We start from the raw sequence: 15,767 nt of genomic DNA on the forward strand, positions 1-15,767 counted from the left end.
TCGAAAATTATTTTATGCTTTTAAGTATGTAATTTGCGAATTTGCGGTTTATTTTTAAGTTTTTAACTGTGCTGATTTTATGTCTGTCGTCTAAAAATGAATACTTTAAGTCCGTAGTGGCTTATCTTCAAATAGTATTCTGTAATTGTTTTCTATTAAAATATTTATTTTTTGCATTATTTTATTTTTTTTGGATTCTTATTAGAAATAATACTTATATTTGTATACGTATTTATACGTAGTCAATTAATGAGTTGAATCCATAATACTTTGAATCATGATACAAGCAAATAAACCAAAATTGACAATAGTAGGAGCGGGGCCTGGTGATGTAGAGTTGATTACCTTAAAAGCAATTAAAGCATTGGGAAGTGCAGATGTTGTTTTGTATGATGCCTTGGTAAATGAAGAGTTATTACAATATGCACAACAAGCGGAAATTATTTTTGTTGGAAAACGATTTGGATGTCATGCGTACAGCCAAGATCAAATCAATGATTTAATTGTAGCTATGGCTAAAAGTAAAGGTCATGTTGTTCGTCTCAAAGGTGGAGATCCTTTTGTTTTTGGAAGAGGAAGTGAAGAAATAGATTTTGCAAGTCAATTTGGAATAGAAACAGCCATTGTTCCTGGAATATCATCAGCAATGGGAGTACCTGCTTCCAACGGAATTAGTTTGACACAAAGAGGAGTTGCCGAGAGTTTTTGGGTAATAACTGGAACTACATCGGAGCATAAATTGTCTAAGGATGTTGCTTTGGCATCACAATCTTCGGCTACCGTTGTTATTTTGATGGGAATGAATAAGCTTGATGAAATTGTCGCTTTGTATCAAAATAATAGAACTGATGATTTGCCTATTGCTATTATTCAAAACGGAACTAAAACGACTCAAAAGAAAGTAATTGGTACTATTAGTTCTATTGAAGCATTGGTGAAAGAAAATGAATTGTCTTCGCCAGCCATCATAATTATTGGGGAAGTAGTAAAAAATGCTTCGGCACTAACTTCATATATAGAGGAAGAATTGGTTTTTGATTCTTCTCTTGAAGAGGAATTTATTTTGCAAAATCTAAATGAAATAGTATTATGATTAAGATAAAATATTTTGGAGCTCTTGTGGCAAGAACCAAACTTCGCGGTGAAAACATCTATTTTTCAGGTTTGAAATTAAGTCAATTAGTGGCTGAATTAGAACTAAAATATAGACTGAATCAGTTGCCATTTAGCGTAGCTGTTAATCAAAAAATAATTGATAAATTTTCCAATCCTATTTTAAAAAGTAACGATACAGTTTCTTTACTGCCTGCTTTTGTCGGCGTATAATTTTTAAAATTACTAAAATTAGTAATCCTGTTTTTTGGGATTATTGTTATTTGTAGTTAATTTTTTTTCACGAATAAATAGCATATTTTTGGTTAGCCTAATTTGTTATTTATAAAGTAAAAGATGAAAAAAAGTATTGTAAGCCTATTTGTTTTAAACGTATGTCTTTGTGTTCACGGGCAGTCGATTGATAAAGTCATAACCACCAAAGAAGTTAGCCGAATCGAAAAATTGCTTTCAGCAGATGACATGCAGGGGAGAAGAACTTTTACTCCCGGGATTGATAAAGCATCAGCCTTTATAGAATCAGAATTTAAAAAGGCAGGTTTGAAGCCTCTAATGAATGCTGCCAATTTTAGACAGGAGTTTTCTATGACTGAGTCTAAAGCGATTTCTTCCAAAATTAGCATTGACGGTAAAGAAATCGATAACAAGCAAATAGTTGCTTTCTCTTATCAAACTAAAGTTTCTTTAACAGAAAAAAGTGATATTACTGTTGTAAAAATTAGTAAAGGGGATAATCTTGGAAAAAAATTCAATGAATATTACAACAGTTCTAAGAGTTATCTGGTGTTAGTTGATGCTTCTTTTAATAATGCATTGTCTAATATTCAGCATATCGAGAGAATTACTGCGAATCCGGGAAACAATACAATTTTGTTTGTTTTTGGCGTTTCGGAAGCACCTACTTTTTCTATTGAATTGACCAATACTATTTCTAAAAAGTCATTGAACAATGTCGTTGGAATGTTACTTGGGAAAAGTAAGCCAGATGAATATGTTATTTTTTCAGGACATTATGATCACCTTGGAGTAGGTTCTCCAGAGGAAGGAGCTCCGCATCCAGCAACAGACTCGATTTATAATGGTGCCAATGACGATGCAGCGGGAAGTACTGCGGTAATTATGTTGGCCAATTATTTTAAAAAGCTAAATAACAACGAGCGCACCATTATTTTTACCACTTTTGTAGCCGAAGAATTAGGAGGTTTTGGGGCTAAATATTTTTCTAAACAACTACCAGCGGATAAAGTAATAGCGATGTTTAATTTAGAAATGATTGGTACTGAATCTAAATGGGGAAAGAATTCTGCGTATATCACAGGTTTCGAAAAATCTGATTTTGGTAAAATATTGCAAAAGAATTTAGAGAAAACCAATTTTAAATTTTACCCGGATCCATATCCAGAACAACAATTATTTTACCGTTCTGATAACGCAACTTTGGCAAAATTGGGAGTTCCAGCACATACGATATCTACTTCAAAAATGGATAACGAACCCAATTATCACACTGCCGATGATGAATTTGAAACCTTGGATATTGATAATATGACAGAAATTATTAAAGCCATTGCTTTGAGTTCCTCAACGATTATTAGCGGTAAAGATACACCTTCAAGAGTTGATACTACTCAGTTAAGATAGGAAGGAATCAAATTTGAAATAAGTACAAAAAAGTTTTCTAGAAGTAGTTCACTTTTTTGTACTTATTTTTTTGTCTAATATTTTCTAATTTTGACACAAGAAACGCTTTTTATTTTTAGTTCTTTGCCAACTTTTTTAAGTAATCCTGTTTTGGCATTTCTTTTAAATACAAATACATTTCCACTATTTGTATTGGTTGTAATTAGAAACTTTCCACTTTCATCAAGAGCAAATACTCTAGGATAATTACCTAAGGTAGATTGGTATCCAATAGATTTTAGTTTCCCATCATTATCAATTGAAAATATGGCAATATTATTCTTTTCGCCACGATTTGATGCGTATAAAAATCGTCCATCTGGCGAAATATGAATATCAGAACTTTCATAATTTCCTATATAATTTTCGGGATGTGTTGCTATTCTTTGGATACTATCTAATTTTCCGTTTTCATAGTTATAAACGTCTATATTACCCGCTATTTCTTCTATGCAATAGGCAAATTTTCCGTTTGGATGAAAGGTAAAATGTCTGGGACCGCCTCCTAAAGTGATTTGGGTAAAAGGTTTTTCAGCAGCTACTAAAGGTTCGTTTTTGTCTTCTTCAAATTTATAACATCGAATTTTGTCTGCGCCCAAATCAGGTAAAAAGAGATAATCACAGTTGGGTGAAAAAACGGTAGAATGAATGTGGGAACGCTTTTGTCTTTCTGGGTCGATGCTTCCCTCAGAATATTGAATATTTTGCGCGATCGGATTTATCATTCCGTTATCAGCAATTGGATAAACAGAAACACTTCCTTCGGTGTAATTTCCGTTAACGAGCCATTTTCCATTTTTATGAGCCGTCATGTAAACTGGGTTTTCACCGCCACTTTTTTGACTATTTATAAAAGTAAGTGTTTTGTTTTCGGGGTTGAATTCAAAGCTACTCACACTTCCTCCATTTGGAGTTTTACTTTCGGTACAGGCAAAAAGGAACTTTCCATTTGGGGATAAAGTTAGATAGGATGGACTTACAATGTCTTTTGCTGCTGTAACTTTCGATAATTTTCCGCTACGAGTATTCAATTGATAAACATGAATGGCATCAGTAGTTTTGTCTCGATTGAAAGAACCAAAAAAGACATAAGTGTTTTGCGAAAAGAGATTTAAGCAAACAAAAAAGGCAATGAGTAATAGTATTGTTTTTTTTAATTTATGTTGAGGAATTTTCATGTAATTAATGGCTAACCTTCTAAGTTTTTTTATTTTTTATAAATAGTCGTTGGTGCAGATTGAGATTTGGAATAAATTGTCACATCAGCAATGGTTACTCTGTCTGGAGCGTTGACGACATACGAAATAAAATCAGCGATATCTTCTGCTAATAATGGATCGTAGCCTTCATACACTTTTTGAGCTTTTTCTTTATCCCCTTTAAACCTGATTTCTGAAAATTCGGTTGCAACGGCTCCCGGGGCGATATTGGTTATTTTGATTCCATGTTCGGTTAAGTCAAGCCGCATTCCTTCGCTTATGGCTTCGACTGCTTTTTTGGAAGCACAATAAACAGCTCCATTGGCATATGTTTGTTTTCCAGCAACCGAACTTAAATTGATGATATGCCCTTTTTTCCTTTCTACCATTTGCGGAATTATGGCTCTCGAAACATATAATAATCCTTTTACGTTTCCGTCAATCATCGCATCCCAATCGTCAATATCACCATTTTGAATTGTAGAAAGTCCGTGGGCATTCCCAGCACTATTTACCAAAACGTCAATGTTTTTCCATTCAGTAGGCAAAGAATTAATTTGAAATTCCACGGCTGCCCTATTGCGGACATCAAATACCAAACTGTGAGTTTTTACAGTTTTGGATAATTCATTTTTCAATTCTTCCAGTTTCTCAGCACGGCGTCCGCAGAGAATTAAATCATATCCATTTTCGGCCAATTTAATTGCCGTAGCCTTTCCTATTCCTGAAGTTGCACCTGTTATTAAAGCGATTTTGGTCATGTTTTTTTATTGTAATATTCTATAAAGAGTGTGTTTAAAATACTCTGCTTTTTGTGCTTTATAAGTTTTTTTAGTCTTACAAATATAAGAAGTGCAACAATATGTTATTCTTTTTGAATGGTATAATTTTATATGATTTAGATGAAAAGAATAGGATTCTGCATTAATGTTTGAGAGTGATATCTTCTTAGCTATCTTTATTTTATCTGGAAAGGCATGTTTACGATATCGCATTTTAGCTAATATCTTCGTCTTCGGTTTTATAACTCATAAGTCCAATCATCATCATTAATGCAGATAAGATAATTACTTGGATAACCAATGAATTATTAGCTAAATCAGTTGCTTGACTTTGTGGAATGGATAGAAACAGTAAAATGGTAATTAAGCCTCTTGGAGCTATAAAAAAAGCAGGTTTCATATTGATTTTAAAAACTTTTAATAATAGAAAACGCAAACTAAATATTCCGATACAAATTGCAATAGCCCAAACTATTGTTTGAGTATTTAGTAATTCTTGGGTTTCAATTAGAAAGCCAAATAATAGAAAAAATAAAGCTCTTACTAAAAAAGCAATTTCGGCTGTTAATTCTTTGAATTTATGCACTTCTTTATTCAAGAGCATAGGATGCAGTTTCTGAATAAATTTATTGCTTTTTATTTCATCCAGATTACCTAGAAAAAGACCAAAAAGGAGTATGAAAATCAAAGCAGGCAAATGATACTCTTTTGAGACAACATATATTAATACTATGCATAAAATGATTGGAATAAATTTTACAGGATGTTTTATTTTACTTAATAAAAAAGCAAGTCCTAATGTAGCAACGATTGTTATGATTAGAATAATTAGGACTTCTAATATAAAGTTGCCAACAGACTTTGAGCCAATGGTATCGTTAAGGGTTATGAAATTAAAAAAAATAACACCAAAAATATCGGATAAGCTACTTTCATAAGTTATAAATTCTTTGTCTTTAGAAAGGAGGTTTTGAGCACTTGGAATTGCAATAGCGCTACTAATCACAGCAAGCGGAATTGCATTGGCTAATCCATCTTTTAATGAAATATTTGCGTAGTATTGAAAAGCAAATGCTAGTCCAAAACTAAAAATGATTATTGATACAATAGCTATAATAGCCGTTTTTGCTATAAATGTATATTTAGATTTGTTTAATTCTAATTCTAAGGAACCTTCCAAAACGATCAGGATTAGTCCCACTGTTCCGAGCACCGGTAATATTGAGGTTAAATTTGGTAGAGGTATTGAAAAAAAATCTGTTCCCTGTTTTACCGCCCATCCTACGATTAATAATAATATTACAGAAGGAATTTTTGTTTTTGACGAAGTAATGTCAAAAATATAGGCAAGGATTAATAAAATGCATATTGCAATAATGATGGATGTAGACATTCTTTTATTTTAGAATCAGTTGAATATTGGTTTTATAAGGCGTAGCTTAAGTTTGCTATTTTGTAAATATAACTGATTTGTAGAATAAAAAGAAGTTTGTGTTGAACTGTTTAGTAATACAAATGTTTGAAAAGTCATAAAAAACAAACCCAAAAAAAGAATAAATAGCTGTCTTATATTGTTATTATATCTTTTTTTAAAATTAATTTACTGTCTGCCACCATTTGGTGAATGTTTGATTATTGTCTTTTAAATTGACTTGTTCGCCAATAATTGGTGTAATGATATTTAATTTTTCTGCTTCATTATTTTTTGTAATAAGTTCTAAAGGTTCGTCCCAAGGATGATTTCCTAAAACGAATTTTGAAGAATGAACCGGTAAAATCTTTTTTGCGTTTAATTGTTTGGCTACATTCAAAATTTCATCTGGGAGCGTATGAATGTAACGCCACTTGCTGTCGTATTGACCATTTTCGAGGATTACTAAATCAAATGGGCCAAAGTTTTTTCCGATTTCAGCAAAATGTTTGTCATAACCGCTGTCTCCACCAATAAAAATTTGCATTGTTGGTGTTTGTAAAACATAGGAAAGCCAAAGTGATTTATTTCTCTTTATTCCACGACCTGAAAAATGTCGTGCTGAAACTGTATGAACCGTAAAATTGTCTGTTAATTCTATTTTTTCGTTCCAATCTTTTTCAATTATTTTCGATTTTTCGTAACCCCAATGTTCAAAATGTTCTCCAACACCGAGCCCGCAAATAACCTTTTTGATTTTTGGTTTTAGTTTCAGAATCGTTTTATAGTCCAAATGATCCCAATGGTCGTGGGAAATAAAAAGAAAATCTATTTCGGGCAAATCATCTGTCGAATAAATGTTTGATCCATCAAATGCTCTGATTCCAAAAGGCATTGGTGTTGCCGAACCGCTTAAAACGGGATCTACTAAAATTCGTTTTCCATCAATTTGAATGAAGTAGGAGGAATGCCCAAACCATATTAATACATCTTTGTTAATATCTAAATTTAACAAATCGGTTTTGATTGAAGGAATTGCATCTTTTGGACTGGCTCTAACTTTTTTCCCAAAAAGGAACTGTTTTCCAACAGTCCAATAGGTTTCGCCATCGGTTAAGTCAGGTGTGTGACTTATGTTTTGAAAAACACCATTTTTATAGTTTGGTGATTGTTTGATTTTTAATAATCGTTCTCCTTTTGGCAGTTTACCAAATTTTGGTTGTTGCAAAAAAGCAAAAACAACTATTATCAAAAGTGAGATTGTTGTAAAGAATATAAGCATTTTAAATTTTGTCTAATGGATACACTATTTTGTCTTTCTGAAACACCATAGTTGTTTGGAATGTTTTCCTGTAAATATAGGTAATTTATCTTCAAATGTTTTTGTTTGAATTAGCAGTAGATTTAAAATTGTCCACGTAATCAATTGAAAAAACAAACTGTTTTGAGTTGTTTTTTGATAATTGATTGGCTTTAAAATGCAATAAATAGCATAATAAAATGTTATATAAATAAGGCTCCAATGAGCTTGTTTATTAAATTATAGAAGCTATGAAAAAGGTGTTGTTTTTAGTTAGTATGATTGGTTTTTCTTTATATAGTTATGCACAGGATGGGTTTAAAAATGATATTAAACCAATTCCAGCGAAAGATATTAAGATTAAAGAACCTATTCCTCCAAAAGAAGCTCTGCCAAAAGTTAGTCCGCCAGTTGTTGAGGAGAAAAAGCCAGTTCCAGTAGAAATTAATCCTGAGGATTTTTTTAAGAATACCTATTTATATAAAAAAGAAGCCAACACGGAGGGGATTTATTATAGACGAAATCAATATTTAGGAAATTTTAAAGTAAAAACGTTTGTTTCAACCATTCGATTTCGAGATGCTGCTTTTGTAGATGGAGATAAAATAAAAATTTATCTGAATGATAAGGTTATTGAACCAGAAGTTGGATTAGATGAGAAGTTTAAAGACTTCAAAATAAATTTAATACCAGGTAGTAATAAAATTGATTTTGAAGCTTTAAACGAAGGTTCGGCGTCACCTAATACGGCTCAATTTGAGGTATATGATGAGAATGGAACGGTTATTTCGGCCAGCCAATGGAATGTTGGTACAGGTTATAAAGCGACTATTATATTGGTTAAAGAATAAATTTTGGTGTGAATAATTTTATTGGGCTTTGCATAAGTGACGCATGTTGGGAGCTGCAATTTTCTTACTCTTTAAAGTTAATTGCTGGTAAATTATAGTTCCATACCAAATTAATCCAATCGATACGTTTGCTTTTCAGTTCGGTTAAAAAAGGAGTACTACCGTTACCATATCCTCTTTTACTTAGTGCAAATAATAGGATTGTTGGATTCCCTTTTGAGTCCACAATTTTTTTATATCTGTAAGCATTCCATTCTACAATATCGCCAGAACTCATTAGGAAATCAATCATATATTCTCCTGTTTTCGAATTAGTTGTAATTTGATAATTGCAAAATTTATCTGTTTTTTTTCTTTCTTGTAGCTCTGATACTTTTAATTGAACAACTTTATCAATTGGTAGATCCTTAATTATTGCATCTATCGTTATCATTGTTTTAAAACTTTCAGATTTTTCTCCTGCGGGTAAGTATTCTTGTTTATAATAAACAGCATTTGGATGTGAGCTCCATGCTAACTTATAAACGATATTGGATAAAGAAATCTCTGAAACCGAAAAATAATTTTTCAAATTTTGAGCACTTACATTTAAACTTAAAATGAAAAGAATGGCGGACAAAAATCTAATTTGTAGTGTTTTTTTCATGTTGGTATAGGTTTGTTTATTATTGATGCCTGCTGGCATTTTAAATATTTGTCATTACTATCGTTTGGATAGAGCCAGTCTTTGAATTTAAATCTATCTCGAAATTTTCAAGTTTCATTTGCATTTTTATTTCAGCGTCAGTTTCATATTTTGTATAGTAACCTTTTGTTACATCATATTGCAACTTACCTTTACTAGTGCCTGTTGCGTTGATTGTATATTTTGTCATGTTTGACTTCAATGTATAAACACTTGATACGTCAAAGTCGGCAATACCATTCTTAACATTTAATAACTTGTAGTTAGTTGTTATGGTCATATCAACTGTTGTTCCTGCAATTGGAATAGAAAGTGGCGAATCTATTGAAAAACTTTCACCAATTTTAACTCGCTTCTCAGGAAAAGATAACTGTGAAAAGGTACTTTGCGCTGACTGAAGAACTGTTTTTTTTAAATTTTCATCAAGATCCTTTGAAACAATAGAATCAAGTGTTGGCATATTTCCGTTTGAACCATGACCATAAATGAGTGTGCCGTCAGGAATAATTTTTTTGCCATTAATAGGTGTAGTTTTTACAAATTCCATAGTTAAAGGGAAGTTTGTTCCGTCAGTTTGCTTACCCGTTTTGAAGACAGACTCAATTTTAGATTGACTTTCTGTTATCATTGGATTTTGAACACCTCTGTCTTTTAGTTTTTGTAGAAATTCCGCAGGACCTGAATATTTCATGTCATTTTTAGTGGTTTGTTCTATTGTTTGAGCATATTGGGTATTGGGTTTAAACTGGACTTTGAACGTTACTTCGTTTTGTGATTGACTGTTACACAATAATGGTGTCAGCGTGATAAGTAGTAAAATAATTTTTTTCATTTGTTTGTTTGGTTGTTTTTATGCTTGCTGATAGCGTTGTAGCTGTTAATTGTTTTTTTTACTCAAAGTTAACTCTCAATGTGGTTTCGGTTCGTGCTATGTTACCTTTATATTTTCCAGGATTCCAATGATTATAATTTTCTTTTAAAGTTGTTAAAGCTTTTGTAATTAAATCTTTTTTGAATTTGTCATCAACAGCATCATTTACCCAATTATTTACACTTAAATTACCAATTGTTCCGTCTTTTTCTATAATAAAAGTTATGTCTGCAAACAAAGATTTATGACTATCAATTTTAACAGGTAGATTTACTTTTATTGTTGTGTAATAATCACTTTCTATGTAAACTTCTCGACTTATTATTTTTGGTTTTTCTTGATCTTCTAAATCGTAAATGCTTACAACTTTATTATTTTTGATGATGTTGTTGATAAAAATATTTCAGCTTCTTTTTCAATTTCCGAAAAATAATTCTTTCCATATTGTTCTTTCATTTTTAAACTAATGAAACCACTATAACATCCTTGAGTTTGTCCTTCATAAATAACACATCCAATGTCTTCTATCACTTTTTTAATTTTGCGTTTCTTTAATACTTCTTCAATTTCTGTTTCTAACGGTTTTGAACGACATCCAAAACAAATAGTTTCAATAAACAATTTTTGATATTTATTGATGTCTCTTTTAGCTCTTTCAATATCATTGATACAAAGTGTGTCAGATTTTGGAGGGTTTAATAAATATTTTGGGTTACTATTATTAAAAACGATTGTTCTATTTTCAGTTTTTTTTACGTCCACTTTTTTATTCGAGTTCTTTTTACAACTAATTGCAAAAAATATAATGACTAGAAATATTCCGTAGTGTTTTTTCATAAAATAATAGTTAACTATTCGAATTATAGCGGGTTTGGGACTATATTAAGCCCTGTTTTGGATTTACCAGATCTCCTAAATACAAAACCAACTTTCTATTAAAGCCAATTTCCTAAATCCGTTGTAGCTGTTGTTATTGGCGGGTGCTTTTTATTTGAATAGATTTCCTATTCTTTTAAAAATATTTCTTTTCTTAGTTTTGACAATTATAACTTCTCCCATTAAAGCATCGCTTAAAATCATTTCTATTTTTAGGTTGCTGTTTGTTTTGAAAACTTCTACTTCTTTTGTCTCCATACCTATAAAATTAAATATAAGAACAACTTTATCTTTAAAATCTTCAATCGGTATTTTGATTATAAAGTTTCCATCAATATTTGATTGTACAACATTTTTCGTGTCTTTTTGAATAATATTAACTCCTGGAATAGGATAGCTTTTATCATTGTTATTTCTAGGCTTTTCCAATATTTTTCCATAAAACTCAATAAATTCATTTGAGCTTTTTTGTTTCAGTTCATCGTCTGATTTATTTTCAATAATTTCAGTTTTTGACTTTTCACTTTGTGAAAAAGCTGGTGTTGTTAAGAACAAGGATGAAAAACCAAAAAGTAATCCAATTCGATGAAAAAGATTTGTTTCTATTGAGTTTAATTCTTTATCAATTTGATTAGGTGAAAACCTTCCACAAATTTTTTTACTTTCATTTAAACTTTTTAAAAGTTGATTGTTGGAATAATATTGGTAATTAATTACTTCTTTTCTACAATTTGAACAAAACATGCCTCTTTCTGTTGAAGTCATTTTACTCCAATTTTCATTACACGGTTTAGGGATTTTAATTATATATTTCATCAACTTTATTTGTTCATTTATTAGTTGCACTTGCCATTAAAGTCCTGTTATCAGCGGGTTTGAGATTAAATTAAGTCTATTATTAAGATTTGCCAAATCATCCCAAATACAAAACCAACTTTTCATTATACTTAATGTCCAAATCCGTTGTAGTGGCTGTTGGTGGCTGTTTTTTTATTCATTTCTGATAATATCTCTGACTTCCATCAGAGCAAAACCAAGTAAATTTAATCCATTCCAACGCTTAGGATTTTCTGCTTTGTCGCTGTCGGCTGTCAATCCCATACCCCAAATTCTGTCGACGGGACTTGCTTCAACTAAAACTCTTTCTTTTGTGTTGAGTAAAAATTCTTTCAAATCTTTATGCTGTGTGAATTTCTCCAAACTTCCTTTAACAACTATGTCAAACCGTTTGTTATTCCAAGTCTTGTCATCAAAATTTCTCACTTGTCTGCCCAAAGCTTTTGCTTCTGCTGGTGATTTTGCAATAATTATTTTGTCATAAATTTCTTTGTCGTCAAATAAAAGCGCTTTTTGCGCCATCATCCAATGTTCAGCAGTATTAAATTTTATTTTGTCAACAATAAAAGGCGATGTCCACCATTGACTAAAACACGATGATGTCAATTCGCCACTTTTACTTTTCTGGTGTCCCCAAAAAAATAAATATTTTGTTCGCTTTCCTCTTTCAAAATTGTCTATTAGCCAATCTAAATTGTATGTCATTTTTATTCTCTTGTCAAGTTTTCAGTTCAGCTAGGGTCGTTCGGAAAATTGCCACCAACGTTCTGGCGCTACACGAGGTTTGGGATTAAAGATGCGAGTTCTTTCGATTAAACACTGATTTTCCAAGTACAAAATCATCTTTAAATTCAGCCAAATGCCCAAATCTCGTGTAACGGCTGTTAGTGGCTGTTTTTATTCTTTAATACTTATTTTAGGCTTCGCTCAAAGCATAAGTCCATATTATCACTATTATTATTATTATTATTATTATTATTATTATTATTATTATTATTTTATTTTATCATTTTTTCTATAATGATTAGCAAATGAATAACTAAACATAAGGACTATAGCGCTTATGAAAGAATGACTCCAATTCATACCACTATTAGGCTCTTTTGTAATTATGAAATATGCATTTAAAAGAAATACGGGGACAATGGTAATTAGAATTGCAATGAAATTTCTCATATTTTATTTGTTTTTATATTTAAAACCCGCTTTAACAATTTCAGCCGAATCGGTTATTTCTTCATCTAAATACATCTCACTTATTTCGGGTTTTACTTTAGAATACTTTACTTTATAAAAATTATGTAATTGTGAATCATTTTTATATTTTCTCCTGACATCACTCATATATTTTTTATTATTAACATAATAACTATAAGAAATAAATCCTTTATTCCCTCCCGCACCAGTAAAATCTAAAGTTTTACCAATCGTGAATTCATAATCGCTTTTTAAATATTTGGATGTAACATAACTTTTGTTAACATAATATAATATAATAACACCAACAATTACAAGTATTAAGTTTTGACCACTTTCTTTGGATATCATAATTTTAGTTCTATTTTTTTTCTTCTAAATTCCCCTCGGGTTGAATTCTTTCCATTGGCAAAGTTCTTGTGATAATTTGCAAAATATAAAATAAGGAATAGCAGTAAAAATTGCTATCATAAAAATTAAATTTAGAATATATCCTTTTGCTATTATTTCTTTATTTCCCATAATTTTTTAGTTTCTGTAAATAGCCACTAACGTCTTGGTACTACAGCGGGTTTGGGACTAAATTAAGACCATTCCTCGGATTTGCCAAATCATCCCAAATACAAAACCAACTTTCCATTAAGCCAATTGCCCAAATCCGTTGTAGTAGCTGTTATGGGCTGTGTTTTTATGCTATTAGTTAGTTCAATCTTTGATTATTATTGTGTCTGAAAGTCTATCGTGAAAACCATTTGGCGTAAAAAGAAACGAAATTCTGTCGAATGGAATTAGTCGGCAAAATGTTCTTCGTAAAATATCTCCGCCTTGTGGTTTAGTTCCATCTTTATTCACAACTTTTGTTTTGGTTATAAACTTTCCAATTGTCTTTTGAAATTTTGTTTCCATAAACGCATAGTAGCTAATATAACTTACGAAGAATATAAAATATCCGAATAACATTTGAACGGGATCTTTTGCGTTCAATGAATTCGTCAAAATAGCTACAATTATAAACCACACAATTAAGTCTATTATAAAGTTTAAAAACCTTGTTAGAGAACTTACTTTCTTAGCTTCAAATTCTTCTTGTTCTGTAATCTTTGCTGTTAAGTCAACTTTAACTTGCTCAAATTTTGATGTATCTATGTTACGTTTCTTAATTTCTTCTTCAGCAACTTCAATAGCCAAAGGTTGGTATTTACCCTTGTCTATAGTTACAATTTTGATAAGTTCATCGTCAGTTCGTTTTGACATTACCTCTTTAAAATCTGTATTCATTTTTTTATTTCTTGGTTGGTTAACTTTTGTGTTTTGGTCGGCTAACATAGCTCATAACGTCTTGGCACTACAGCGGGTTTGGGGTTAAATTAAGCCCTATTTTCGGATTTGCCAAATCATTCCAAATACAAAATCAACTTTCCCTTAAGCCAATTGCCCAAATCCGTTGTAGTGGCTGTTATGTGCTGGCTTTTTTATTCCACATTTAAGGTTGGATTTTTGTTATTCCACATTTCTTTTAATAATTTTTGATTTTCTAATTTTGATAAAAAGTATTTTAATTCCTTATGAATGCCTTTAGGTAATTTTCTATTGTGCTTAATTTCAAATATTTATCCGTCAAAACTAATTTTGCAATATAAATCATCTTGTTTATTGTCAAAATGAAAATGTGGTTTTTTATTTATAAAGTGGTCATTGCCATAAATATTGAACTTATATCCGAATTTTGATTTCCATTCTTTTAATATTTCAAATTCAGAGAAAAAATAATTATTATCTATTTCTTCTTGCTTATTACCTTTACTTATTTGAAATAATATTTCATCGAAACGTTTTTCTAATAGTTCATCATTGTTTATTTTTATTGAGTCAGTTTCTTCATTAATTTCATCTTCTCGGTCGTATTGAAAAATTCCCTCTAAACTTAGTCCGTTAATTTTGCCTTCTTTTATCATTTTCCACACAGCGTCATTTTCCACAGTGTATTCAATCATCCAAGTTCCAATTGGTAGTTGCAAAAATTCTTTAGGTAATTGTTTTTTATTTTCATCATTTATAAGAAAAGATTTGGTCAATGTTAAACCAAATGTTTCCTCATTGTGATTTATGCTAATAAGATTTTCACATTCTTTTTTATGAAAATCATTTCTAATTTGTTCAATTGTTTCTTCAGTGAAATAAATTTGATGAGTTTCATTTATTATATTATTAGCATTCCTAATAATTTTTTTATTCGGAATTAATGCTGGTGCTAATATATATTTATTTGTCATTTTATGAATTTCGTGTGATAAGCTAGCACATAACGTCTTGGTACTACAGCGGGTTTGGGACTAAATTAAGCCCTGTTTTGGATTTGCCAAATCATTCCAAATACAAAACCAACTTTCCATTAAGCCTATTGCCCAAATCCGTTGTAGTAGCTGTTATGTGCATCCGCTATTGCTTCTTTATTGAATCGTATTGTTCGATTGTAATAATTTTTGCTTTTACCATATTTTTCAGCCAATCTGTAGCTTCTTTTTTGGTGCTTTCGTTCAATTTAGAGATGTCAAATTTTGAATAATCTCCAAAGTCAATTTTTATATCGTTTTTTTCGGCAAATGCTTCAAAGTAATCAAAATAGGCTTTTTCATAATGAAATTTTTGCGCCATTATTTTTGAATAAATCATTAGACTGTCTGTTCTTTCGGCTACATTTGAATCTTTAAAGCCGTAAAAAAGTTCGTAATAAGCATCTTCATTTCCGTCATTTTTAACTCTTTTAATTAAAGTGTCATAATTTGTCGTGATTTGGTTCATCGAAATAGCTTCAACTTCCTTTTTTTGGCAAGAAATGATAAAAAATGGCAGGAAAATTAATATTGTGGCATTTTTCATAATTGACTTATTTCGTTCTTTTCGGGTGCGGTTGCACATAACGTTCTCGCGCTACAAGCAGTTTGGGACTAAATTAAGCTCATTC

18 protein-coding genes are annotated in these 15,767 nt (G+C 30.9%); 4 read left to right on the plus strand and 14 right to left on the minus strand.

From position 1 onward, the window contains the following. Positions 1 to 277: 277 nt before the first annotated feature. The 3 genes from cobA (at position 278) to ACUN3A_RS15525 (ending at position 2,754) form a co-directional block, all read left to right on the plus strand. Positions 278 to 1,093 carry a uroporphyrinogen-III C-methyltransferase gene (cobA, locus tag ACUN3A_RS15515; RefSeq protein ID WP_445552192.1) on the plus strand — a complete coding sequence of 272 codons (816 nt, stop codon included), beginning with the start codon at positions 278 to 280 and terminating at the stop codon, positions 1,091 to 1,093. After that, complete coding sequence (locus tag ACUN3A_RS15520; protein WP_445552193.1) at positions 1,090 to 1,326, plus strand: MoaD/ThiS family protein; 237 nt, start codon at positions 1,090 to 1,092, stop codon at positions 1,324 to 1,326. The genes cobA and ACUN3A_RS15520 overlap by 4 nt, the downstream gene beginning before the upstream one ends. A 123-nt stretch (positions 1,327 to 1,449) precedes the next feature. After that, complete coding sequence (locus ACUN3A_RS15525; RefSeq protein ID WP_445552194.1) at positions 1,450 to 2,754, plus strand: M28 family metallopeptidase; 1,305 nt, start codon at positions 1,450 to 1,452, stop codon at positions 2,752 to 2,754. Positions 2,755 to 2,828: 74 nt separating this feature from the next. Here the strand turns inward: ACUN3A_RS15525 and ACUN3A_RS15530 are convergent, their stop codons facing one another. The 4 genes from ACUN3A_RS15530 to ACUN3A_RS15545 all read right to left on the minus strand — a co-directional run bounded on the left by ACUN3A_RS15530 (position 2,829) and on the right by ACUN3A_RS15545 (position 7,467). Continuing rightward, positions 2,829 to 3,971, minus strand: coding sequence for a lactonase family protein (locus tag ACUN3A_RS15530; protein WP_445552195.1), 1,143 nt, complete (start codon positions 3,969 to 3,971; stop codon positions 2,829 to 2,831). A gap of 29 nt (positions 3,972 to 4,000) precedes the next feature. Continuing rightward, positions 4,001 to 4,753 (minus strand): SDR family NAD(P)-dependent oxidoreductase, encoded by a 753-nt coding sequence (locus ACUN3A_RS15535; RefSeq protein WP_445552196.1) that lies wholly within the window; start codon positions 4,751 to 4,753, stop codon positions 4,001 to 4,003. Between the two features lie 235 nt (positions 4,754 to 4,988). Beyond that, positions 4,989 to 6,167: a sodium:proton antiporter gene (locus ACUN3A_RS15540; protein WP_445552197.1), complete on the minus strand. Its 1,179-nt coding sequence runs from the start codon at positions 6,165 to 6,167 to the stop codon at positions 4,989 to 4,991. 202 nt (positions 6,168 to 6,369) lie between these two features. Beyond that, positions 6,370 to 7,467, minus strand: coding sequence for an MBL fold metallo-hydrolase (locus ACUN3A_RS15545; RefSeq protein ID WP_445552198.1), 1,098 nt, complete (start codon positions 7,465 to 7,467; stop codon positions 6,370 to 6,372). A gap of 269 nt (positions 7,468 to 7,736) precedes the next feature. Between ACUN3A_RS15545 and ACUN3A_RS15550 the strand changes: the two genes are divergently transcribed. Next, positions 7,737 to 8,336, plus strand: a complete 600-nt coding sequence (locus tag ACUN3A_RS15550; protein WP_445552199.1) for a hypothetical protein — start codon at positions 7,737 to 7,739, stop codon at positions 8,334 to 8,336. 64 nt (positions 8,337 to 8,400) lie between these two features. On the opposite strand, the gene ACUN3A_RS15555 is transcribed toward ACUN3A_RS15550, so the two are convergent. The 10 genes from ACUN3A_RS15555 to ACUN3A_RS15600 all read right to left on the minus strand — a co-directional run bounded on the left by ACUN3A_RS15555 (position 8,401) and on the right by ACUN3A_RS15600 (position 15,682). After that, positions 8,401 to 8,982 (minus strand): hypothetical protein, encoded by a 582-nt coding sequence (locus ACUN3A_RS15555; RefSeq protein ID WP_445552200.1) that lies wholly within the window; start codon positions 8,980 to 8,982, stop codon positions 8,401 to 8,403. A gap of 40 nt (positions 8,983 to 9,022) precedes the next feature. After that, positions 9,023 to 9,853: a DUF6263 family protein gene (locus tag ACUN3A_RS15560; RefSeq protein ID WP_445552201.1), complete on the minus strand. Its 831-nt coding sequence runs from the start codon at positions 9,851 to 9,853 to the stop codon at positions 9,023 to 9,025. 58 nt (positions 9,854 to 9,911) lie between these two features. After that, the gene (locus ACUN3A_RS15565; RefSeq protein WP_445552202.1) at positions 9,912 to 10,130 is read right to left on the minus strand and encodes a hypothetical protein; all 219 of its coding nucleotides are present in this window, start codon (positions 10,128 to 10,130) and stop codon (positions 9,912 to 9,914) included. 122 nt (positions 10,131 to 10,252) lie between these two features. Then, on the minus strand, positions 10,253 to 10,729 hold the full coding sequence (locus tag ACUN3A_RS15570) for a hypothetical protein (protein ID WP_445552203.1): 477 nt from the start codon (positions 10,727 to 10,729) through the stop codon (positions 10,253 to 10,255). 150 nt (positions 10,730 to 10,879) lie between these two features. Continuing rightward, positions 10,880 to 11,533 (minus strand): carboxypeptidase-like regulatory domain-containing protein, encoded by a 654-nt coding sequence (locus tag ACUN3A_RS15575; protein ID WP_445552204.1) that lies wholly within the window; start codon positions 11,531 to 11,533, stop codon positions 10,880 to 10,882. A gap of 225 nt (positions 11,534 to 11,758) precedes the next feature. Beyond that, positions 11,759 to 12,310, minus strand: coding sequence for an NADAR family protein (locus ACUN3A_RS15580; protein ID WP_445552205.1), 552 nt, complete (start codon positions 12,308 to 12,310; stop codon positions 11,759 to 11,761). A 474-nt stretch (positions 12,311 to 12,784) separates the two neighbouring features. Then, positions 12,785 to 13,153, minus strand: a complete 369-nt coding sequence (locus tag ACUN3A_RS15585; protein ID WP_445552206.1) for a hypothetical protein — start codon at positions 13,151 to 13,153, stop codon at positions 12,785 to 12,787. 354 nt (positions 13,154 to 13,507) lie between these two features. Continuing rightward, the gene (locus ACUN3A_RS15590) at positions 13,508 to 14,080 is read right to left on the minus strand and encodes an RDD family protein (protein WP_445552207.1); all 573 of its coding nucleotides are present in this window, start codon (positions 14,078 to 14,080) and stop codon (positions 13,508 to 13,510) included. Positions 14,081 to 14,412: 332 nt separating this feature from the next. Further along, positions 14,413 to 15,075, minus strand: coding sequence for an XkdF-like putative serine protease domain-containing protein (locus ACUN3A_RS15595; protein ID WP_445552208.1), 663 nt, complete (start codon positions 15,073 to 15,075; stop codon positions 14,413 to 14,415). 166 nt (positions 15,076 to 15,241) lie between these two features. Next, the gene (locus ACUN3A_RS15600) at positions 15,242 to 15,682 is read right to left on the minus strand and encodes a hypothetical protein (protein ID WP_445552209.1); all 441 of its coding nucleotides are present in this window, start codon (positions 15,680 to 15,682) and stop codon (positions 15,242 to 15,244) included. Positions 15,683 to 15,767 lie beyond the last annotated feature (85 nt).

This window comes from Flavobacterium sp. WC2509 (assembly GCF_052683105.1).